Annotated in this window: 16 protein-coding genes; 11 read left to right on the top strand and 5 right to left on the bottom strand. The window is 71.0% G+C overall.

The window, feature by feature from the left end; translation table 11 throughout:
* Positions 1-238 precede the first annotated feature (238 nt).
* From AC0VX6_RS20765 to AC0VX6_RS20745, 5 genes are all read left to right on the top strand, one after another.
* Positions 239-1,684 (top strand): FAD-binding oxidoreductase, encoded by a 1,446-nt coding sequence (locus AC0VX6_RS20765; protein WP_274974266.1) that lies wholly within the window; start codon positions 239-241, stop codon positions 1,682-1,684.
* Positions 1,685-1,753: 69 nt separating this feature from the next.
* Positions 1,754-3,040, top strand: coding sequence for an SAM-dependent methyltransferase (locus AC0VX6_RS20760; RefSeq protein WP_274974265.1), 1,287 nt, complete (start codon positions 1,754-1,756; stop codon positions 3,038-3,040).
* 227 nt (positions 3,041-3,267) lie between these two features.
* Complete coding sequence (locus AC0VX6_RS20755; protein ID WP_047870734.1) at positions 3,268-3,753, top strand: hypothetical protein; 486 nt, start codon at positions 3,268-3,270, stop codon at positions 3,751-3,753.
* A 195-nt stretch (positions 3,754-3,948) separates the two neighbouring features.
* Positions 3,949-5,232, top strand: coding sequence for a sugar ABC transporter substrate-binding protein (locus AC0VX6_RS20750; protein WP_475465685.1), 1,284 nt, complete (start codon positions 3,949-3,951; stop codon positions 5,230-5,232).
* A 112-nt stretch (positions 5,233-5,344) separates the two neighbouring features.
* Positions 5,345-6,250 carry a carbohydrate ABC transporter permease gene (locus tag AC0VX6_RS20745; protein ID WP_212644324.1) on the top strand — a complete coding sequence of 302 codons (906 nt, stop codon included), beginning with the start codon at positions 5,345-5,347 and terminating at the stop codon, positions 6,248-6,250.
* A gap of 23 nt (positions 6,251-6,273) precedes the next feature.
* Here the strand turns inward: AC0VX6_RS20745 and AC0VX6_RS20740 are convergent, their stop codons facing one another.
* Positions 6,274-6,573, bottom strand: a complete 300-nt coding sequence (locus AC0VX6_RS20740) for a hypothetical protein (protein WP_274974263.1) — start codon at positions 6,571-6,573, stop codon at positions 6,274-6,276.
* 163 nt (positions 6,574-6,736) lie between these two features.
* Between AC0VX6_RS20740 and AC0VX6_RS20735 the strand changes: the two genes are divergently transcribed.
* Positions 6,737-7,636, top strand: coding sequence for a carbohydrate ABC transporter permease (locus tag AC0VX6_RS20735; RefSeq protein ID WP_274974262.1), 900 nt, complete (start codon positions 6,737-6,739; stop codon positions 7,634-7,636).
* Positions 7,637-7,710: 74 nt separating this feature from the next.
* On the opposite strand, the gene AC0VX6_RS20730 is transcribed toward AC0VX6_RS20735, so the two are convergent.
* The gene (locus AC0VX6_RS20730) at positions 7,711-9,270 is read right to left on the bottom strand and encodes a long-chain-fatty-acid--CoA ligase (protein WP_274974261.1); all 1,560 of its coding nucleotides are present in this window, start codon (positions 9,268-9,270) and stop codon (positions 7,711-7,713) included.
* A gap of 376 nt (positions 9,271-9,646) precedes the next feature.
* Between AC0VX6_RS20730 and leuS the strand changes: the two genes are divergently transcribed.
* From leuS to AC0VX6_RS20715, 3 genes are all read left to right on the top strand, one after another.
* Positions 9,647-12,142, top strand: coding sequence for a leucine--tRNA ligase (leuS, locus tag AC0VX6_RS20725; RefSeq protein ID WP_475465682.1), 2,496 nt, complete (start codon positions 9,647-9,649; stop codon positions 12,140-12,142).
* Between the two features lie 86 nt (positions 12,143-12,228).
* Positions 12,229-12,819, top strand: a complete 591-nt coding sequence (locus AC0VX6_RS20720) for a hypothetical protein (RefSeq protein WP_475465681.1) — start codon at positions 12,229-12,231, stop codon at positions 12,817-12,819.
* A 428-nt stretch (positions 12,820-13,247) separates the two neighbouring features.
* Positions 13,248-13,874 (top strand): hypothetical protein, encoded by a 627-nt coding sequence (locus tag AC0VX6_RS20715; protein WP_475465680.1) that lies wholly within the window; start codon positions 13,248-13,250, stop codon positions 13,872-13,874.
* Positions 13,875-13,887: 13 nt separating this feature from the next.
* On the opposite strand, the gene AC0VX6_RS20710 is transcribed toward AC0VX6_RS20715, so the two are convergent.
* Both AC0VX6_RS20710 and lexA read right to left on the bottom strand, forming a co-directional pair.
* Positions 13,888-14,979: an alpha/beta hydrolase family protein gene (locus tag AC0VX6_RS20710; RefSeq protein ID WP_475465679.1), complete on the bottom strand. Its 1,092-nt coding sequence runs from the start codon at positions 14,977-14,979 to the stop codon at positions 13,888-13,890.
* A 108-nt stretch (positions 14,980-15,087) separates the two neighbouring features.
* Complete coding sequence (lexA, locus tag AC0VX6_RS20705; protein WP_274974256.1) at positions 15,088-15,807, bottom strand: transcriptional repressor LexA; 720 nt, start codon at positions 15,805-15,807, stop codon at positions 15,088-15,090.
* Positions 15,808-16,461: 654 nt separating this feature from the next.
* Between lexA and nrdR the strand changes: the two genes are divergently transcribed.
* Entirely contained in the window at positions 16,462-16,947 is a 486-nt protein-coding gene (gene nrdR / locus AC0VX6_RS20700) for a transcriptional regulator NrdR (protein ID WP_248771484.1), read from the top strand.
* Positions 16,948-17,054: 107 nt separating this feature from the next.
* On the top strand, positions 17,055-20,975 hold the full coding sequence (locus tag AC0VX6_RS20695) for a vitamin B12-dependent ribonucleotide reductase (protein ID WP_475465678.1): 3,921 nt from the start codon (positions 17,055-17,057) through the stop codon (positions 20,973-20,975).
* Positions 20,976-21,042: 67 nt separating this feature from the next.
* Here AC0VX6_RS20695 and AC0VX6_RS20690 read toward each other — a convergent pair whose 3' ends face one another.
* Entirely contained in the window at positions 21,043-21,348 is a 306-nt protein-coding gene (locus tag AC0VX6_RS20690; RefSeq protein WP_475465677.1) for a hypothetical protein, read from the bottom strand.
* Between the last annotated feature and the right edge of the window lie 58 nt (positions 21,349-21,406).

Raw genomic sequence — 21,406 nt, 5'->3', positions numbered from 1 at the left:
GACCACCTCCGCACCGCACCGGCGGGACACCGCGCGGCGGCGTCGGATCCGCCCGCGGCGGCCGTGTTCCGGGCGTGACCTCAGGCAGGACGAGTAGGGGGAAGACACGGAACAAATGGGGTGGCACAAAGCCGTTACCGGTAGGTAGAACTGAGTGGATCGGCCGTCCCAGCCGCCCGGCGGCCATGGCCGATCCGGCACGCGAGTGCGTGTCGCCGACACCGGAACGGGAACTGGGATGACTTCTCAACAGCAGGTCACGGGCAGCGCCACCCCCGTGCGGACGGGGCTGGCCGAGCACATAGCGGCGGTCCACAAGCTGCGCCGCGACTACCGGGCCCTGCCCCAGAGGGCGCCGGTGCGCCTGGCCAAGCCCACCTCCAACCTCTTCCGGTTCCGCGAGCCCACCGGCGCCCCGGCCCTGGACGTGTCCGCCTTCACCGGAGTCATCTCCGTCGACCCCGTCGAGCGCGTCGCCGACGTCGGCGGCATGACCACCTACGAGGACCTCGTCGCGGCGACCCTGCCGCACGGCCTCATGCCGACGGTCGTCCCCCAGCTGCGCACCATCACCATCGGCGGTGCCGTCACCGGCATGGGCATCGAGTCCTCCTCCTTCCGCAGCGGCCTGCCGCACGAGGCCGTCCGGGAGATGGAGATCCTCACCGGAGGCGGCGACGTCGTCACCGCCACCAGGGACAACGAGTACAGCGACCTCTTCCACGGCTTCCCCAACTCCTACGGGACCCTGGGCTACAGCCTGCGCCTGCGCGTCGAACTCGAACCGGTCTCGCCGTACGTGCACCTGCGCCACGTGCGCTTTTACAAGGCCGCCGAGGCCATGGACGCCCTCGCCCTGGTCTGCGCCGACCGCGAGTACGGGGGCCAGCCGGTCGACTTCGTGGACGGGGTCGCCTTCGGTCCCGACGAGCTGTACCTGACGCTGGCCCGCTTCACCGACGAGGCCCCCTGGACCAGCGACTACACCGGCCAGGAGGTCTACTACCGGTCCATCCAGCGCTACGCGGGCAGCGGCCCCGGCGACTACCTCACCATCGCCGACTACCTGTGGCGCTGGGACACGGACTGGTTCTGGTGCTCCCGGGCCTTCGGCACCCAGCACCCGCTGGTGCGCCCCCTGTGGCCGCGCTTCCTCAAGCGCTCCGACGTCTACCGCAGACTGGTCGCCTGGGACCGGCGCACCGACTTCTCCCGCCTCCTCAACCACTACCGGGGGCGGCGGCCCAAGGAACCCCTCATCCAGGACATCGAGGTGGGCGTCGAACGCGGTGCCGAGTTCCTCGACACCTACCACGCCGAGATCGGCATGACCCCCGTGTGGATGTGCCCCCTCCGGCTCCGCGAGCCCCGCCGCCCGGGGCAGGGCGAGGGCGAGCACGTGTGGCCGCTCTACCCGCTCGACCACGACCGCCTCTACGTGAACTTCGGCTTCTGGGGCCTGGTCGACATGAAGCCGGGACAGCGCCGGGCCCACCACAACCGCCTGGTGGAGGAGACGGTCGCCGAACTGGGCGGCCACAAGTCCCTGTACTCGGACTCCTTCTACGGCGAGGAGGAGTTCTGGCGCCTGTACAACGGCACCGCCTACGCCGGGCTCAAGGAGGCCTACGACCCCGACGGGCGGCTGCTCGACCTGTACGCCAAGTGCGTGCGCAACCGCTGACGGCACGAGACCACCGGGACGCGACCCTAGGGGACGTCACCGCGTCCGGCTAGAGGGAAGGACAGAGCAATGCGGCTCGCTGAGATCTTCGAACGCGTCGTCGGACCCGACGCGCCCATCCGGTTCACCGCCTACGACGGCAGCGGTGCGGGGGACCCCGGCAGCGACGTGGCCCTGCACGTGCGGACCCCGGTCGCGGTGAACTACCTGGCGCAGTCCCCCAACGCCGTCGGCCTGGCCCGGGCCTACGTCTCCGGTCACCTGGAGCTGGAGGGGGACATGTACACCGCCCTCAGACGCATGGCGGACTTCGTCTTCGCCGACGGGTTCGGGGTCTCGGTGCGCGACGCGGTCGCGATCGCGCGGTCGGTGGGCTGGGTCAAGTTCGTCAACCGGGTCGCCCCGCCGCCGCAGGAGATGCGCCGGGGCCGCCTCAGCGGACTGGGCTGGCGCCACTCCAAGCAGCGCGACGCCGAGGTGATCCACCACCACTACGACGTCTCCAACGCCTTCTACGAGATGGTCCTGGGGCCGTCGATGACCTACACCTGCGCCGTCTTCGACGACGGGGACGGGGCCCCGGACCGGGTCGGCCGCTTCGACGGAGCCCTGGAGAGCGCCCAGTTCCGCAAGTACGAACTGGTCTCGCGCAAGCTCGGCCTGGAGCCGGGCATGCGCCTGCTCGACGTGGGCTGCGGCTGGGGCGGCATGGTCATGCACGCCGCCCGCGAGCACGGGGTCCGCGCGCTCGGTGTCACCCTGTCCAAGGAACAGGCCGACTGGGCGGCCAAGAGGATCGCCCAGGAGGGGCTGTCCGAGCTGGCCGAGGTCCGCCACATGGACTACCGCGACGTCCCCGACGGCAGCTACGACCGGATCAGCTCCATCGGCCTGACCGAGCACGTGGGGGCGGACAACCTGGCCTCCTACTTCGCCTCGCTCAACGACAAGCTCGTGCCCGGGGGGCGTCTGCTCAACCACTGCATCACCCGGCCGCGCAACGACCTGCCGTCCCTGAAACGCGGGGGCGTCATCAACCGCTACGTCTTCCCCGACGGGGAGCTGGAGGGCCCCGGCCGGATTCAGACCGCCATGAACGACGCCGGGTTCGAGATCCGCCACCAGGAGAACCTGCGCGAGCACTACGCCCTGACCCTGCGCCACTGGGGCGCCAACCTGGACCGCAACTGGGACGAGGCCGTCGCCGAGGTCGGTGCGGGCACCGCCCGGGTCTGGCGTCTCTACATGGCCGGGTGCGTGCTCGGCTTCGAACGCGACGTAGTGCAGCTGCACCAGATCCTCGGCGTCAAGCTGGACGGCACCGAGGCGCACGTGCCGCTGCGCCCCTGGTTCTGACCGGCCGCCCCACCCGCCGCCGCGGACCGCCGCACGGGCGCGCCGAAGGCCCTCCCTCCTCCCCCTTGTTCGCCGGGGGAGGACCTTCGGCCTGTCAGGGACCGTGCGGGTCCGCTTCGCGGCATCATGGACCCGGGGCGTGTCCGGCGGACGCACACCCCGCCGCGCGACCGGCGGGACCCGGCCCGGCACGCCCCGGCCGCACACCCACCAGAAGGGACCACGACGTGTCCTCATCCTCCGACGGCAGCACCGACGGGACCACGCCCGCGCCCGACGCGCCCGACCACGTCAAGCGGACCGCGATCGACCTGATCGAGGCCTACGCCGACCGCAACCGGCAGGAGCTCGACGGGGTCGTCCCGCGCGCCGCCGACGACGTCGAGGCCGTCACGTCCGAGCTCAAGGTCATCGCCGCCTTCCTCGGCCGCCGCGTGCAGCAGACCGGCGTGGTCTGGAAGCCCGCCGACTCCCGTGAGGCCGTCGCCCGCATGGTCGCCGAGATGCTCCCGCCCGAACTGGAATTCGCCGTCTCCACCGCATGGGAGGCCCACTCGGTGGGCGAGGAGGAGGCCGCGGAGCGCTTCACCCGGGGCGACCCCATGGTCTACGTGCACATGCTCGCCGCCTTCGGCGCGGCCATCGGCCTGGCCGTGTACAAGCGGGCCGAACTCCTGTCCACCCTGCGCCAGGTCACCGGACTGTCCGAGTAAGGACGCACAGCCGAGGGACAAGCGGGTCGAAAGGGACTCGTGCGACACGCCGTACCGGCCGCGACACTCCGGATATGTCCAGCCTCCTAACGGCTCAGACACAAAAGGTAGTGGTTTACTTCACTCGACGCGGTTCTTTACGTAGGTTTCCTACCAACCCTGAGGGGACCCTCGAAAGGAACGGGAGGCGTGCCGATGGCCCGCAGAAGAACCCACAAGTACGTTCCGCTCCCCGCCGCCGTCGCGGCGCTGGTCCTGGCCGCGACGGCGTGCGGGAGCGGAGGAGGCGGGGCCGCCGACTCCGACGGCCTCCTGGTCTGGATCATGCAGGGCACCAACCCCGACGAGACGGGGTTCTTCGAGGCGGCCAACGCCGCGTTCACCGAGGAGACCGGCATAGAGGTGGACGTCGAGTTCGTGCCGTGGCAGGACGCCCAGAACAAGATCTCCACCGCCATCGCGGGCGGCACCATGCCCGACGTCGCCGAGCTCGGCAACACCTTCACCCCCGGTTTCGCCGACGCCGGAGCCCTGCACGACCTGTCCGGCTACGACATGGACACCTCCCGGTACATCCCCGGCCTGATGGAGATGGGCCAGTTGGAAGAGGGTGTCTACGGCGTCCCCTGGTACGCCTCCATCCGCTCCGTCGTCTACCGCACCGACGTCTTCGAGGAGCACGGCCTGGAGGTCCCCGAGAACTGGGAGGAGCTGCGCGAGACCGCCCTGGCCCTGTCCGAGGCCGAGGAGGACATGATCGCCTTCCCCGTCCCCGGAGACGCCCAGTACTCGGTCATGCCGTGGATCTGGGGCGGCGGCGGGGAGATCGCCGTCGAGCAGTCCGACGGCACCTGGGTCTCGGAGATCGACAGCGAGGAGGCCCGCGCCGGCATCGGGTTCTTCACCGACCTGGCCCTGGAGGACGGCACCTCCACCACCGGCGCCGTCAACTGGAACGAGATCGCCGTCATGGAGGCCGTCGCGGAGGAGGAGGCCGCCATGGCCATCCTCGGCAGCGCCAACCCCAAGGCCATCCTGGAGGCCAACCCCGACCTGGAGGGCAGGCTGGGCTCCTTCACCCTGCCCGGCCAGGACGGCGGATACATGCCCTCCTTCGCGGGCGGCTCGCTGCTGTCGGTCTTCGAGGGCACCGGCCAGGAGGAGGCCGCCTGGCAGTACGTCCAGCACCTGACCGGCGAGGAGTTCGGCATGCGCTGGTCGGAGGAGACCGGCTTCTTCCCGGGCGTGGTCGACCGGGTCGACACCTTCTCCGAATCCGCCGACCCCATCCTGGAGCCCTTCGCCGTCCAGCTCAACGAGGCCAGCCGGGGCGTGCCCGTCACCCCCGCCTGGACCCAGGTCGAGGCCGAGAAGGTCCTGGTCGGCATGCAGCAGGACATCCTCAACGGCGAGGCCACCGTGGAGGAGGCCACCGAGAGCGCGGCCGACGAGATCGAGCGCATCCTCAACGGGGGGTAGACACGTGCGAACACCGGTCGGGTTGGGCACCGCCAGCAGCGAACCGGGGCCCGAGGCCCCCCGCTCCGCCGAGCCGTCCTCGCGACGGCCCCGGCCGCGGCGGGCGCCGCTCCTGGGCCACCGCGGCCGCAGGGCGCTCCTGCCCTGGGTGCTGCTCGCCCCCGCGCTGACGGTCATCGGACTGCTGCTGTTGCTCCCGCTCGCCCGGATCGTGTGGCTGTCCTTCCGCGAGTACCAGCTGCGCAACCTCGTCTCGGGCGAGTCCGACTTCATCGGGCTCGCCAACTACGCCGCCCTGCTCACCGATCCCTACCTGTGGCGGGTCGCCCTGCTCAACACGGTGGTCTTCGCCGTGGTCGCGGTGGTCACCACCATCGTCGTGGGCACGCTGGTGGCGCTGCTGCTGGCCACGCTGCGCCCGGTGCCCCGGATCATCGTGGTCTCCTGCATCATGGTCGCCTGGGCCATGCCCGCGGTCAGCGGAACCTACGTGTGGATCTGGATCTTCGACGTCGACAGCGGCGTCGTCTCCCAGGCCCTGGCCTCCCTGGGCCTGGTGGAGCCCTCCGGGTACAACTGGTTCGCCGACCGGCTGTTCTTCTACGCCATCGTCACGCTCAACGTGGTGCACGGGGGCTTCCCGTTCGTGGCGGTCACGGTCCTGGCCGGACTGCTCACGGTCCCCGCCGAACTGCACGAGGCGGCCCGCATCGACGGCGCGGGCGCCTGGAAGCGCTTCTGGCACGTCACCTTCCCGGTGCTGCGCCCGGTGTTCGCCGTGGTCACCGTGCTCTCCACCATCTGGGACTTCAAGGTGTTCGCGCAGATCTACCTCATGCCCGGCGGCGACGTGGGCGGCTCGGAGGTGCTCAACCTGGGCGTGTGGTCCTACGTGCGCTCCTTCGGCCACAACGACTACGGCCTGGGCTCGGCCATCGCCGTGCTGCTCACCCTGCTGCTGCTGGTGATCACCGTGTTCTACCTGCGCGCGCTCTTCCGAGAGGACGAGCTCCGATGAGCGCGGCGGCCCCCGCGGCCCGCTCAGCGGGCGGGGTCGTGGACCCCCGCCACGAGCTTGTCGCGCACCCGGCGCCAGTCGACCGAGGCCAGCGAGCGCCGGTCCAGGTCCTCGCGCACCGCGCCCATGGTCCGCAGGTCGTACTCGCCCAGCGGGCGCCCGTCGTCGTTGTCGCGGTTGACCAGGTTCTCGACGTAGGCGTGCAGCAGCCGTCCGCTGGGGTCGCGCAGGGCGTGCCGGACCGCGCGGTCGCGGAAGCGGGCGTCGTGGGGGATCCAGCTGATGACGACCTCGGTGGGGGAGGGCCCGGGGAAATCGCGCACGGTGCTACGCCACCGTCTCCGGCGACCCTGTCGACACGGCCATCACTCCTCCTCCGCCGGGGTGCGAAGGACGTCCCGCCCCGGACAGTGCAGGAGTCTAACGGCCCCGTCCGAACCCGGAACAACCGGATTCGGCCCGGTCACCGCTGAGGAAGGAACGCCCGTGGTCACGCGCACAGAGGCATCCGCCGCCGACACCGACTGGGAGGGCCGCGTCCGCGACGCCCGCCGCAGGGGCGAGGTCCGCAGGACCGGACGGTTCCTGGCCAAGTCCGCCGGAGTGGCCGTCCTGCTGCTGTTCACGCTCTTCCCTGTCTACTTCATGCTCATCAGCGCGTTCTCGGACCGGGCCACCTCGGGGGCCGGGGCGCTGCTGCCCACGGGGCTGTCCCTGGACAACTTCGTCTACGTGCTCACCGAGGCCAGGTTCGGCCAGTACATGCTCAATTCGCTCACGGTCGCCTGCATCACCGTGGTCGGAGCGTGCGTGCTGTCGCTGCTGGCCGCCGTGGCGGTGGCCCGCTTCCGGTTCCGGTTCCGCACCGCGGTGCTGGTGATGGTCCTCATCGTGCAGATGGTGCCGCTGGAGGCGCTGGTCATCCCGCTCTTCCTCCAGGTGCGCGACCTCCAGCTGCTCAACACCATGCTCGGCCTGGGCGTGGTCTACGTGGCGCTGTCCCTGCCGCTGGCGGTGTGGATGATGCGCGGCTTCGTGGCCGCCGTGCCCGTGGAGGTGGAGGAGGCCGCCTACATCGACGGGGCCTCCTGGGGCCAGATGTTCTGGCGGGTGCTGTTCCCGCTGGTGGCGCCCGGCCTGGTGGCCACGGCCATCTTCTCGTTCATCGTGGCGTGGAACGAGTTCGTGCTGGCGCTGACCTTCATGACCCAGAGCGAGAACTACACGGTGGCGGTCGGCCTGCGCCAGTTCTTCGGCCAGTACGCCAACGACTGGGGGCACGTGATGGCCGCCTCCACCCTCATCACCATCCCGGTCATGGTCTTCTTCGTCCTCGTGCAGCGCTTCCTGGTCTCCGGGCTCGTCCAGGGAGCCGTCAAGGGGTGAGGGCGGGGCCGGTCCGCGGGCCGACGCGGAGCGGAGGCCCGGAGAAGACAGGGCCGGCCCCACCGCGCGGGATGTCAGCCGCGCAGCTCGCGCTTGAGGATCTTGCCGGTGGAGGTCATCGGCAGCTCGGTGCGGAACTCCACCTCGCGCGGGTACTTGTACCCGGCCAGGCTCTCCTTGGCCCACGCGACGAGCCCCTCGGCGGTGACCTCGGCGCCCTCCTTGGGGATCACGAACGCCTTGACCTCCTCGCCGTGGGTGTCGTGGGGCACACCCACGACCGCGGCCAGGCTGACCGCCTCGTGGGTCATCAGGACCTCCTCGACCTCGCGCGGGTAGACGTTGTAGCCGCCGCGGATGATCATGTCCTTGGAGCGGTCGACGATGAAGTAGAAGCCCTCCTCGTCGCGGCGGGCGATGTCCCCGGTGCGGAACCAGCCGTCGCGGATCACCTCCGCGTTGACCTCGGGGCGGTTGTGGTACCCCTTCATCACGCAGTGCCCGCGCACCGCGATCTCGCCCTCCTCCTCCACCTCGTTCCACTCGGGGTCGATGAGCTTCATCTCCACACCCCACACCGGCAGCCCGATGGAGCCGGTCTTGGCCTTGACCTTGGGGTCGTTGAACGAGACCACCGGGGAGGTCTCGGACAGGCCGTAGCCCTCCTTGATGCCCACGCCGAAGGTCTTGGTGAAGTCCTCGGCCAGCTGACCGGGCAGGGCGGCGCCGCCGGAGACCGCGTCCACCACGTTGCCCGCGATCCTCTCCAGGTCGTAGGCGCCGGGATCGGCGGCCCGGACGGCGCCCAGCAGCCCCCAGTACATGGTGGGCACGCCCGCGAAGGCCGTGACGCCCTCCTTCTCCATGAGTCTGAGCGCCTCGGCGCCGTCGAAGCGCGGCATGAGCACCATCGTGCCGTGCCGGTACAGGGCCGCGTTGAGCATGACCGTCTGGCCGAAGATGTGGAACAGCGGCAGGACCACGAGGGCGACGTCGCGGCCGTCGGGGTGGGCCTCGACCAGCCGGGCGGAGCCGACCGCGTTCAGCAGCAGGTTGTGGTGGCTCAGCTCCGCGCCCTTGGGCTTGCCGGTGGTGCCGCTGGTGTAGATGATGACCGCGGTGTCGTCGGAGCTGGCCTGCACCGTCTCGAACTCGCCGGGCTGGCCCTCCAGCGCCTTCCAGAAGGTCTCGGCTCCGTCGATGGTCGACTCGGTGGCGCCCGGGGAGGCGGGCAGGTCCACGTAGAACTCGCAGGAGTCCACCTGGCCGAAGGCCTCGAAGGCCCGCTCGCCCAGCGGGAGTTCCGGCGTGCCGGTGAAGGCGAAGAGGGCCCTGGCCCCGGAGTCCTCCAGGTGGTAGGCGATCTCGCGCGGGGTCAGCAGCACGTTCAGCGGCACGATCACCGCGCCCGCCTTGAGGGCGCCGAAGTACACGAAGGGGAAGTAGGGCACGTTCGGGCTGGCCAGCGCGATCCGGTCCCCCGGCCTGATCCCGCGCGCGACCAGCAGGTTGGCCACCTGGTTGGCGATCATGTTGGTGATCGCGTAGTTCAGGCGCAGGTCGCCGAAGACCAGGCACTCCTTCTCCGGAGCCGATCGGGCGCCGTCCTCCAGGAGCACGGACAGGTTGAGCATGGGGGCCTCCCGCAGCCAGATGGGTCCAGTGAACGCGCGAGGATTCGGGATGATGTGACCCGCGTCGCGTGTTCTGCGCCACTTTGACGGAAGAGTAACAAACCGGCTGGTCGGTGTGGAGGGGGCCGGAGTCCGTAATCTCACCGATCTTCCCCTCCGTCCCCTGCGGCCCCGGGAGCGAGCGCGGAGCACGGCGACGCCGGGCCCGCCCGCACGGTGCGGAGGAGGACCGCTCCGGCCCCGTGCCCCGACCGCCGCCCCGGCAGCCGCCCCCGTGCGCACCCGCGCGGGGCTGCGCGAAACCCGTCCGCGCCCCGACCCGCCAACCGCTAACCTGAGTGCTGTACACCCCGAACCGGCTAAGGAACACGTGGCGATGACAGCGGTAGACGGCGACCAGACGACGGGCGACACCTACGACGCCCGGGCCCTCCAGGACAAGTGGCAGGCGCGCTGGGCCGCTGAGCTTCCGTTCCAGGCCGACGAGGACCCCGGGGACACCCGCCCGCGCTCCTACATCGTCGACATGTTCGCCTACCCCTCCGGCGACCTGCACATGGGCCACGCGGAGGCCTACGCCATCGGCGACGTCATCAGCCGCTACCGCCTCCAGCGCGGCGACAACGTCCTGCACCCCGTCGGCTGGGACTCCTTCGGCCTGCCCGCCGAGAACGCGGCCATCAAGAACAACTCCCACCCCGCCGAGTGGACCTACGCCAACATCGAGACCCAGGCGGCCTCGTTCCGGCGCTACGGCATCAGCGTGGACTGGTCGCGCCGCCTGCACACCAGCGACCCCGAGTACTACCGCTGGAACCAGTGGCTGTTCACGCGCTTCTTCGAGCGCGGACTGGCCTACCGCAAGGACGGCCACGTCAACTGGTGCCCCCAGGACCAGACCGTGCTGGCCAACGAGCAGGTCGTGCAGGGCAGGTGTGAGCGCTGCGGGGCCGACGTCGTGCGGCGCAGCCTCAACCAGTGGTACTTCCGCATCACCGACTACGCCCAGCGCCTGCTGGACGACATGGACCAGCTCGACGGAGGCCGCTGGCCGGACGAGATCCTGGCCATGCAGCGCAACTGGATCGGCCGCTCCACCGGAGCCGACGTCCACTTCGCCATCGAGGGCCGCGACGAGCCGGTCACCGTCTTCACCACCCGGCCCGACACCCTCTACGGGGCGACCTTCTTCGTCGTGGCCGCCGACGCCGACCTGGCCGACGAGCTGTGCGCGCCCGAACAGCGCGAGGCCTTCGACGCCTACCGCTCCGACGTCGCCAAGCTCTCCGACATCGAGCGCCAGGCCACCGAGCGCCCCAAGACCGGCGTGTTCCTGGGCCGTTACGCGATCAACCCCGTCAACGGCGAGCGCATGCCCGTGTGGGCGGCCGACTACGTCCTGGCCGACTACGGCCACGGCGCCATCATGGCCGTGCCCGCGCACGACCAGCGCGACCTGGACTTCGCCCTGGCCTTCGACCTGCCGGTCCGGGTCGTGGTGGAGACCGGCGAGCCCGACCCCGTCGAGACGGGCACGGCCACCGCGGGGGAGGGCGTCCTGCGCGACTCCGGCCCGCTGGACGGCCTGGCCAAGACCGAGGCCATCGAGCGCATCATCGAGATCCTGGCCGAACGCGGCACCGGACAGGGCACGATCAACTACCGCCTGCGCGACTGGCTGCTGTCCCGCCAGCGCTACTGGGGCACCCCCATCCCGATCGTCCACTGCCCCTCCTGCGGCGAGGTGCCCGTCCCCGACGAGCAGCTGCCCGTCACCCTGCCCGAACTCAAGGGCGCCGAGCTGGCCCCCAAGGGCGTCTCGCCCCTGGCCGCGGCCACCGAGTGGGTCAACGTCGACTGCCCCTCCTGCGGCGGCCCCGCCGAGCGCGACACCGACACCATGGACACCTTCGTGGACTCGTCCTGGTACTTCCTGCGCTACTGCTCGCCGCGCCTGGACACCGCCCCCTTCGACACCGAGGCGGTGGAGAAGTGGGGGCCGGTGGACCACTACATCGGCGGCAAGGAGCACGCCACGCTCCACCTGATGTACGCCCGGTTCTTCACCAAGGTCCTGCACGACATGGGCATGGTGTCCTTCACCGAGCCCTTCCGCCGCCTGACCAACCAGGGCCAGGTCATCAACCAGGGCCGTGCCATGTCCAAGTCCCTGGGCAACGGCGTGGACCTGGGCAAGGAGATCGACGCCTACGGCGTGGACGCGGTCCGGCTGACCATGCTCTTCGCCTCCCCGCCCGAGGAGGACGTGGACTGGGCCGACGTCTCCGTCGTCGCCGCGCAGAAGTTCCTCAACCGCGCCTACCGGGTGATGAGCGAGGCGGGCGCGGCCGGCGCGCCGGGAGCCGACCCCGCCAAGGGCGACAGCGACCTGCGCCGGACCACGCACCGCACCGTCGACCAGATCACCGCCCTGGTCGAGTCCCGCCGGTTCAACGTGGCCATCGCCCGCACCATGGAACTGGTCTCGGCCGCCCGCAAGGCCATCGACTCCGGTCCCGGCGCCGCCGACCCGGCGGTCCGCGAGGCCGCCGAGGCCGTGGCCGTCTGCCTGTCCCTGTTCGCGCCCTACGTGGCCGAGGAGGGCTGGGAGAAGCTCGGCCGCAGCGGCAGCGTCGCCGTCGGCAACTGGCCCGAGGTCGACCCGGCCCTGCTGGTGCAGGAGTCCGTGACCTGCGTGGTGCAGGTGCAGAGCAAGGTCCGTGACAAGCTGTCCGTGGCGCCCGACATCGACCCGGCGGAGCTGGAGCGGCTGGCCCTGGCCTCCGAGAAGGCACAGGGCTTCATCGGCGACAAGCAGATCCGCAAGGTGGTCGTGCGCGCGCCCAAGCTGGTGAACATCGTCGTCGGCTGACCAGGCACACGAGGGGCGGCGGCCGCGCGCAGCGGCCGCCGCCCGTGTGCGGTCGGCTCGGTGACCGACAGGGAGGCGGTGGCCGGGTGGGTCCTCTCGCGCGGGTGGCCGTGATCGGCGCGGGCACGGTGGTGCTGTCCGCGGTGGCGATCGGCGGCGGGCTGTGGCTGGCCGGGGACGACCCGGGCGTTCCCGAGAGCGGCGACGTCCACGCCGCGGCGCCCGGGTGCGCGGTGGTCTCGGACGCGCTCGTCACCGGCCTGGTGCCCGGCGCGGTACTGGAGTCCTCCGAGCACGGGCCCCTGGCCGACGGCGACAGCACCACGTGCTCGTGGTCCTCCGCCGGTCTGACCGAGGGGCCGCAGGGGGTGCTCCGGCTGGACCTGTCCGCCCGTTTCACCGACACCACGGGGGAGGAGGCGGTCACCGGCGCCCAGCGGGCGCGGGAGGCCTACACCGCCCTGACGCCGGTGCGCGGAGAGGCCGTGGAACTGCCCGCAGGGGAGGGCCGGGTGTGGCGCGGCCAGACTCCTGGTACCGCCGAACTGGCCTTCCCCACCGACAACCTGCTGGTGCGGGTGTCCTACGCCGGGACCTCCGGCACCGAGCCGGTCGACTTCGGAGAGGCCCGGGACCTGGCAGTGGAGTTCGCCGTGCAGCTCGGAGAGGCCCTGTGAACGACCAGCAGCCCGATCCGCGGGAGCCCGAGCAGTCCCGGGAAGCCCAACAGTCCCCCCGAACTCCTCAGCCGCAGCAACCGCAGGAGCATCAGGAGCGGCGGGAACACGAGCCACCCCAGCCGCAGGAGGAGCAGCCTCAGCAGGGGAATGAGGCGCCGCAGCCCCAGGGGTCACAGGAACCTCCCCGGTCGCGCGCAGAGCAGCAGCCGCCTCAGCCGCCCCAGGCACCGCAGCCCCACGGGGAACCACAGCCGCCTCAGCCGGCACAGCACGACGGGCAACAGCAGCCCCTTCCGCCGTCCCAGGCATCGCAGCCCCACGGGCAGCAGCAGACCTACCACCCCCTCCAGCCCCCACAGGGGCAGTACCCGCCGCCCCCCGGCACCCCGTGGCAACAGCCCCACCCCCAGCAGCCCGCACCCGAGGTGGTGGCCTCCGTCCAACCGCAGAGCCGCGGTTGCGCCACCGTCGCCGTGGTCGCCGCCGCACTGGTGCTGGTCGTGCTCGCCGCCGGGGCGATCTGGTACGTCGTGGCGCGCGACACCCCGGAGGCGAGCGCCTTCGGGGCGGCGCCCGAGTGCTCCGTCGCCGAGACCGGGACGCTGGACGAGCTGGTGCCCGCCCACGAACTGGAGGTCGAGGAGCCTGTCGGCGGCCCGCAGGAGGCGTTCGGCTCCGGCTGGCAGTGCCGGTGGGCGACCCCCGGCGGCCCCGGCGAACAGGTTCCGGCCACCGCGACGCTGGTGGCCGTGGCCGCCCCCGACCCGGGCGGCGCAACGACGGCCGCCGACAACCTGCGCACCACCACCTCCCAGTACGACGCGCAGGAGCTGGAAGGCGTCGGCGAGGAGGCGGTCGCCTGGGTCCAGGAGGACCCGTACACGGTCGCCTGCGTCGGCGCCCGGGTGTCCAACCTGTACCTGGAGACCTGTTACACCGTGGCGGCCAGCTACGACGCGCAGGACCCGGGCGACCGGGAGCGCATGGTGGCGGGCGCCGAGGAGTTCGCTCTGTCCGTGACCGAGGCGCTGCCGGACTCCATCCCCGAGTGAGGCCCCGGCGCGGCTACCAGGCCGCGCCCAGGAACTCCTCCAGCGCTGGCGAGACCTCCTCGGCGAACGGGCGCTGGGCGTCCAGGACCGTGGCCCCGGGCTCGTCCCGGTAGCGGCGGAAGATGTGGTCGGTGTCGGGGACGTCCACCCGTCGCGCTCCGTCCAGACCGGTCATCAGCCGGTCCACGTCCTGCCGGGAGACCTGCGCGTCCCGCTCCCCCCACAGCACCAGCACCGGGGTGCCCCCGGGCAGGTCCTCCGCCAGCTCGACGGGGTCGAAGGCGTCCATGTAGGCCAGGAAGTCCTCGTTGACTGGGGTGTAGACGCCCATGACGCCCCCGCTGGGCATCTCCACCTCGCTGAGTGCACGCCCGGACCTGATCGCGGCCCGTCCGGCACGGGAGTCCGAGAGCAGCTGGACCACCTGCCCCTCATCCACCTGGCCCGAGGCCTCGACCGCGCGCGCCTGCTCGGTGAGCTGGCGGTCGATCAGGTCGAGGTAGCGCGTACCGGGAGGCGCGGCCAGCACGAGCGCGGGGGAGGGGTGCTCGGCCCCGATGAGCTCGTGGGCGCGCAGCGCGTACAGGGCGCCCTCGCTGTGCCCGACGACGACCACCCGTTCGGGGTCCACCTCCGGCTGGGAGACGAGTTCCTCGTAGGCCGCCGCGACCTGCTCGTCGAAGATCACCGGGTCCACCGGCGCGACCTCGTCGCCGGGGCCCGGCGTCTCGAAGTCCGGACCGCTGCCGTACTTGTCGTAGCGCAGCGAGGCCACCCCGACGTCGGCGAGCACCCGGGACAGGTTCTGGTTGGTGCCGGCGTCGGGGCGCACGGAGCTGTTGCCGTCGCGGTCGGTGGGACCGCTGCCGGAGATGATGAGCGCGCCCGGAACGGTGCCGGAGACGTCCTGGGGCATCCGGAACGCGCCGGACACCTCGTACCCGCCGCCCTCGAAGGCCACCTCGCGCTCGACGCCGCCGACCCCCGGCGCCTCGGCGGCCCCGTCGTCGGCGGGGGCGCAGGCGGCGGTCAACAGGACGGCGCTCGCCGCACCGGCCAGTGCGGTGCGCCAGCGGACGGCGGGGGAGGAGGCACGTGTGAACACCCTCTCAGCCTAGCGGCCCGCGCCCGTCGGCCCCGCGCCGTCCACAGGGGGAAGCGTCCCCGGTCCCTCCGAGGGGAGGGGGACCGGAGACGCGGGTACGCGGGTACCTCAGACGCGGCGCATGACCGCGACCACCTTGCCGAGGATGGTGGCGTCGTCGCCGTTGATCGGCTCGTAGGCCTCGTTGCGCGGCATCAGCCACACGTGGCCGCCCTCCTCGCGGCGCAGCACCTTGACGGTCGCCTCCTCGTCGAGCAGCGCCGCCACGATGTCGCCGTTGTTGGCGTCCTGCTGCTGGCGCACCACCACCATGTCGCCGTCGGTGATGGCGGCGTCGGTCATCGAGTCGCCGACCACGGTGAGCATGAACAGGCGTCCCTCACCCACCAGCTGGCGCGGCAGGGCGAGCACGTCCTCCACCGACTCCTCCGCCAGGATCGGACCGCCGGCGGCGATCCGGCCGACCAGCGGCACGGCCGCGGCGCGCGAGAGGTCGATGTCCTCGGGCACCAGGGTCTGCCCCGAGGCGCGCCCGGGCGTGCGCAGCTCCACCGCGCGCGGCCGGTTCTGGTCTCGGTGCAGGTAACCCTTGCGCTGGAGGACCTTGAGCTGGTGCGCCACACTGGACGGGCTGGACAGGCCGACCGCTTCCCCGATTTCCCTTATCGACGGGGGGAAACCCCGCTCCCGGACATAGCGCTGGATGCAGTTCAGCACGCTCTGCTGGCGCGCGGTGAGTTTGGGGGCTTCGGGCGTGGACCCGCCCGCGTTCTCCGCTGGTGCGAGAACGGTGGCGGTATCTGCGGTTCCGGGATTCTCCTCCGGCACGGCCGGGCCTCCTCGGCATTCGGTTCGGTCAGGGCCTGCTTGTGTGACTGGCCACCCCCGGTCCGCGACCGTGCCGACCTGGGGGTCCACGTGATGGCGAAACCGGTGTGAAATCAAGGTCAACTTTAGTCGTTGCACACGGTGATATCAAACAAGCGTTCGAGGCCGGTGGCAATTGCCGTCGCGCGTATTCGCGGTCAATTTCCGGCCTGCACTTACGTGTGTACACGCGTTCACGCGCTGTTGTCCCCGGAATGCGCGAACGCGTGTCCGTGGCAGCGGTTCCGGCCGGGCGCGGGGGTCTTATCCCGGAGCGTCGGCTCGACCGAAATCCCCGTGACGTCGGGATTCCGGTGCCCGCCGCCGGGAGCGGCGGCTCCGGTGGGCGGCGCTATCCTTGAGCGCGGTGCCGGGCCGCCCCCGCAGCAGTCCGCCCGCGCCGACTTCCCCGCCCCACCCCGCCGCCGCGGGCCGCGATGCCGCGCGGTCCCTCGGCCGTGTTCGTGACACGCCCGTGCCGGGGTTGCGGCGGGGTCAGGAAGAAGTCTAGGTTCGACCACAACATCTGGTGTTGCGACAGGAGTGGTTGCCCAGAAGTTGTGGTTTAGTGGTACCTAGGCGTTGTCATTCGGTGAGAGAAGCAGGTGAACCAGGGTGCACTGTCCGTTCTGCCGCCATCCGGACACCCGGGTGATCGACAGCAGGTCCACCGACGACGGCGCGGCCATCCGGCGCCGCCGGTCCTGCCCCGTCTGCGAGCGCAGGTTCACCACCCAGGAGACCGTCCTGCTGATGGTGGCCAAGCGCTCGGGGGTCACCGAGCCCTTCAGCAGGACCAAGATCATCGCCGGGGTGCGCCGGGCCTGCCAGGGGCGCCCCGTCTCCGAGGACGCCCTGGCCAAGCTCGGCCAGCAGGTCGAGGAGGAGATCCGCGGCCGCGGCCTGGCCGAGGTCCCGGCCCACGAGATCGGCCTGGCCATCCTGGGACCGATGCGCGACCTGGACGAGGTCGCCTACCTGCACTTCGCCAGCGTCTACCGCGGTTTCGAGAGCCTCTCCGACTTCGAGGCCGAGATCGCCAGCCTGCGCCAGGACCGCGAGGCCGAGACCGGCGGCCGCAGCGGCGCCACCACGGGGTAGCGCCCCTCGCGGCCGCACGCCGACCGCGCGCGGGACCACACCACTCCCGGGACAAGGACGCCGGGCACGGTCGGTGACCGTGCCCACGAGTGAGGGGAGACCCGGCGATGACGGAAACCGCCAACGGTCCGGCCGGACGCAAGGGCAAGGGCAACCGCAAGGGGATCAGGGTGAGGCGCGTCTTCACCTCCCCGGGCACGCACCCCTACGACTCCCTGGAGTGGGAGCGCCGCGACGTCGTCATGACCAACTGGCGCGACGGTACGGTCAACTTCGAGCAGCGCGGGGTGGAGTTCCCCTCCTCCTGGTCGATGAACGCCACCCAGATCGTCACGAGCAAGTACTTCCGCGGCGCGGTGGGCACCCCCGAACGCGAGTGGAGCCTCAAGCAGCTCATCGACCGCGTCGTCGGCGTCTACACCGAGACCGGCCGCGAACACGGCTACTTCGCCTCAGCCGAGGACGCCGAGGTCTTCGACCACGAACTCAAGCACGCCCTCGCCCACCAGCTGTTCAGCTTCAACTCCCCGGTGTGGTTCAACGTCGGCACCGCCTCCGCGCAGCAGGTCAGCGCGTGCCAGCCCTACGACGCGATGGTCAGTACTCCGGCAGGGCTCGTGCCCATCGGTGAACTCGTCGAGAGGGACGCGGTCGGCACCAAGGTCTACGACGCCCATGGTCTGACCCGGGTCGTGGCGACCAAGGCCAACGGCATCAAGGATGTCCTGCGCCTGCACACCAAGGCCGGTTACACCCTCGACGTCACCCCCGACCACCTGGTGTGGAGGTCGACGGGGACGGAGCTCGACCGGGGCCGTTTCCTTCCCGCCGCGCAGCTCCAGCCCGGTGACAAAGTGCAGTGGCACCGGCGGGAGGCCTTCGGCGAGTCCGAGATCCGTTCGGCGGACATCGCGGAGGCAGCGCTCGCGGGATGGCTTCAGTCCGACGGGTTCGTGGGCCAGTACAACGGGACGAACCGGTCCCTGACCATCGAGGCGATGACGGTCACTCCGGCGGAGCTGGAATGGGTCACCTCCGCCCTGGACACCGTGCTCCCCGGAATCCATCGCAAGGAGACCCGCGTCAGCACCCAGGACGAGACCCTGGACTGCCGCAGGACCCGGCTCTACGGGAACGGCCTCGCCGACTTCGTGGAACGTTGGGGACTGCGTACGAGGGGAACGGACATGGAGGTTCCGGCCTTCCTGTTCACCGCTCCACTGCCGGTCGTGCGCGGCTACCTGCGCAGTGTCTTCCAGGGCGAGGGTTACGTCAGCGACAGGGAGCGTTCGACCCTCATCGGGCTGGACATGATCTCCGAGAAGCTGATCCGGGGCGTCCAGCGGCTGCTCCTCCGCTTCGGGATCTTCTCCCGTGTCCGCAGGAAGGCGGAGCCCAGGGAGGACCGCCACGACATCTGGGCTCTCGGGATCCAGCCCCTGGGTGAACGAGAACTGTTCCACACCGAGATCGGTTTCGTGGACGAGCGCAAGAATCTCAAGCTGGAGCGGAGCCTGGAGCGGCCCGGACGCGCAGCCGGGCGGACCAAGTGCCTGGAAATCGCCCGCGTCGAGAACCTCGGCACCATGGACGTCTACGACATCCAGACGGAGAGCGGTGAGTACCTCTCCGGCAGCCTCCGAGTGCACAACTGCTTCATCCTGTCCGTGGACGACACCATGGAGTCGATCCTGGACTGGTACAAGGAAGAGGGGATCATCTTCAAGGGCGGGTCCGGCGCGGGTGTGAACCTGTCGCGAATCCGCTCCAGCAAGGAACTGCTCTCCTCCGGCGGGACCGCCTCCGGGCCCGTCTCCTTCATGCGCGGCGCCGATGCCTCGGCCGGGACCATCAAGTCCGGCGGGGCCACCCGCCGGGCCGCCAAGATGGTCGTACTGGACGTGGACCACCCCGACATCGAGGACTTCGTCGAGACCAAGGCCCGCGAGGAGCACAAGATCCGTGCCCTGCGCGACGCCGGGTTCGACGTCGACCTCGGCGGCGACGACATGTTCAGCGTCCAGTACCAGAACGCCAACAACTCCGTGCGGGTCTCCGACGCGTTCATGCGCGCCGTGGAGAGCGGCTCCGACTTCGGCCTGACCTCCCGCACCACCGGCGAGGTCGTCGCCACGGTGGACGCCAAGGAGCTGTTCCAGCGCATGGCCGGGGCCGCCTGGGAGTGCGCGGACCCGGGCATCCAGTACGACGGCACGATCCAGGACTGGCACACCACGCCCGAGAGCGGACGTATCAGTGCAAGTAACCCGTGCTCGGAATACCTCCATTTGGACGATTCGTCCTGCAACCTGGCCTCGATCAACCTGCTGAAGTTCCTGCGCGAGGACGACACCTTCGACGTGGAGCGCTTCACCGCGCTCACCGAACTGGTCATCACGGCGATGGACGTCTCCATCACCTTCGCCGACTTCCCCACCGAGAAGATCGGCGAGACCACCCGCGCCTACCGGCAGCTCGGCATCGGCTACGCCAACCTGGGCGCCCTGCTCATGGCGACCGGCCACGCCTACGACTCCGAGGGCGGGCGCGCCGTCGCCGCCGCCGTGACCTCGCTGATGACCGGCGCCGCCTACCGGCGCAGCGCCGAGCTGGCCGGGGTGGTCGGCCCCTACGACGGCTACCGGCGCAACGAGCGGGCCCACAAGCGGGTCATGCGCAAGCACGCCGCCGCCAACGACGACCTGCGCACCGTCGGAACCCTGGAGGAGCCGATCCACGCCGCGGCCACCCGCGAGTGGGCCGAGTGCCTCAGGATCGGCGAGCGCAACGGCTGGCGCAACGCCCAGGCGAGCCTTCTCGCGCCCACTGGGACCATAGGTTTCATGCTCGACTGCGACACCACCGGCATCGAGCCGGACTTCTCGCTGGTCAAGTTCAAGAAGCTGGTCGGCGGCGGCTCCATGCAGATCGTCAACCAGGCCATCCCGCGCGCGCTGGGCAACCTCGGCTACCAGGACGAGCAGGTCGAGGCCGTCATCGAGTACGTCTCCGAGAACGGACACGTCGTGGACGCGCCCGGCCTGCGCACCGAGCACTACGAGGTGTTCGACTGCGCGATGGGGCGCCGCTACATCCGGCCCATGGGCCACGTGCGGATGATGGCCGCGGTGCAGCCGTTCCTGTCCGGCGCGATCTCCAAGACGGTGAACGTGCCGGAGGAGGCCTCGGTCGAGGACTTCGAGCACATCTACTTCGAGGGCTGGCGGATGGGCCTGAAGGCGCTCGCCGTCTACCGCGACAACTGCAAGGTGGGCCAGCCGCTGTCCACCGGCGGGACGCGGGAGGAGGAGGCCGAGCCGGAGGCGGAGGCCGCCGAGGCGCCCCGTCCGGTCCGCCGCCGCCTGCCCAAGAAGCGACCGAGCGAGACCACGTCGTTCTCCGTGGGCGGGGCCGAGGGCTACATCACCGCGGGCTCCTACCCGGACGACGGTCTGGGCGAGGTGTTCATGAAGCTCGGCAAGCAGGGGTCCACCCTGGCCGGGGTGATGGACGCCTTCTCCATCGCGATCTCCATCGCCCTGCAGTACGGGGTCCCGCTGGAGACCTACGTGGAGAAGTTCACGAACATGCGGTTCGACCCGGCGGGCATGACCGACGATCCCGACATTCGCATGGCCCAGTCGGTGGTGGACTACATCTTCCGCCGCCTGGCCCTAGACCACCTGCCCTACGAGGAGCGGGCCGCGCTGGGGGTGCTGTCGGCCGCCGAACGCCAGGCGCAGGTGGCGGGTGAGGACCCCGCGCAGGTCGCCACGCAGGTGGAGTCCTACGCCCAGTCCGCCGCCACCCGCGGGGCGGACGCTCCGGAGGAGGCCCCGGCCGCCCCCGCGCGGGAGCCGCACACGGCGGCGGAGCGGCCGACCCGGGCGCACTCGACCGCGGAGCTGATGGAGGGCAAGGGTTTCGTGGCGGACGCGCCGCTGTGCGTGACCTGCGGCACCAAGATGCGCCCGTCGGGCAGCTGCTACGCCTGCGAGGGCTGCGGCGCCACCAGCGGTTGCAGCTGACCGGCGTCGGACGGGCGGTCCGGGGAGGGGGCGGAGCCGTACCCCTCTCCGGATCCCCTGTCCCGTGTCAGCCGCGGTCGAGGTCGCCGGAGGCGGCCGCGACCGCGGCGGTCACGGCGGTCACCCCCAGCACGGCGGGCCAGGCGCCGACCTTCTTGGCCAGCGGGTGGGAGAGCCCGAACGCGCCGACGTACACGCCGGTGAGCGCGACCGCCGTGCCCACCCCCGAGCGGCGGCGCCAGATCTCGAAGGCCGCGGCGCCGAACGCGGCCAGCACGGCGCCGCCCAGCGGGCGGTTGCCCGTCGCGCGGGCCACCGTGTAGCCGCCGATCAGGCCCGCGGTGGTCAGGACGGAGCTGGGTACTGCGGGCATGGACGGTGTCCCCTCTCGCGGCGGCCGGAGCCGGTGGCTGCGTGTGCCGACGACGTTA

This window comes from Nocardiopsis sp. iso_25 (genome assembly GCF_056173305.1).
This window is presented reverse-complemented; position numbering and strand designations above follow the sequence as displayed.

Coding starts and splice junctions, on each gene's coding strand:
- AC0VX6_RS20765 (WP_274974266.1), top strand. CDS start 239: ATGACTTCTCAACAGCAGGTCACGGGCAGCGCCACCCCCGTGCGGACG.
- AC0VX6_RS20760 (WP_274974265.1), top strand. CDS start 1,754: ATGCGGCTCGCTGAGATCTTCGAACGCGTCGTCGGACCCGACGCGCCC.
- AC0VX6_RS20750 (WP_475465685.1), top strand. CDS start 3,949: ATGGCCCGCAGAAGAACCCACAAGTACGTTCCGCTCCCCGCCGCCGTC.
- AC0VX6_RS20730 (WP_274974261.1), bottom strand. CDS start 9,270: ATGCTCAACCTGTCCGTGCTCCTGGAGGACGGCGCCCGATCGGCTCCG.
- leuS (WP_475465682.1), top strand. CDS start 9,647: ATGACAGCGGTAGACGGCGACCAGACGACGGGCGACACCTACGACGCC.
- AC0VX6_RS20695 (WP_475465678.1), top strand. CDS start 17,055: ATGACGGAAACCGCCAACGGTCCGGCCGGACGCAAGGGCAAGGGCAAC.
- AC0VX6_RS20690 (WP_475465677.1), bottom strand. CDS start 21,348: ATGCCCGCAGTACCCAGCTCCGTCCTGACCACCGCGGGCCTGATCGGC.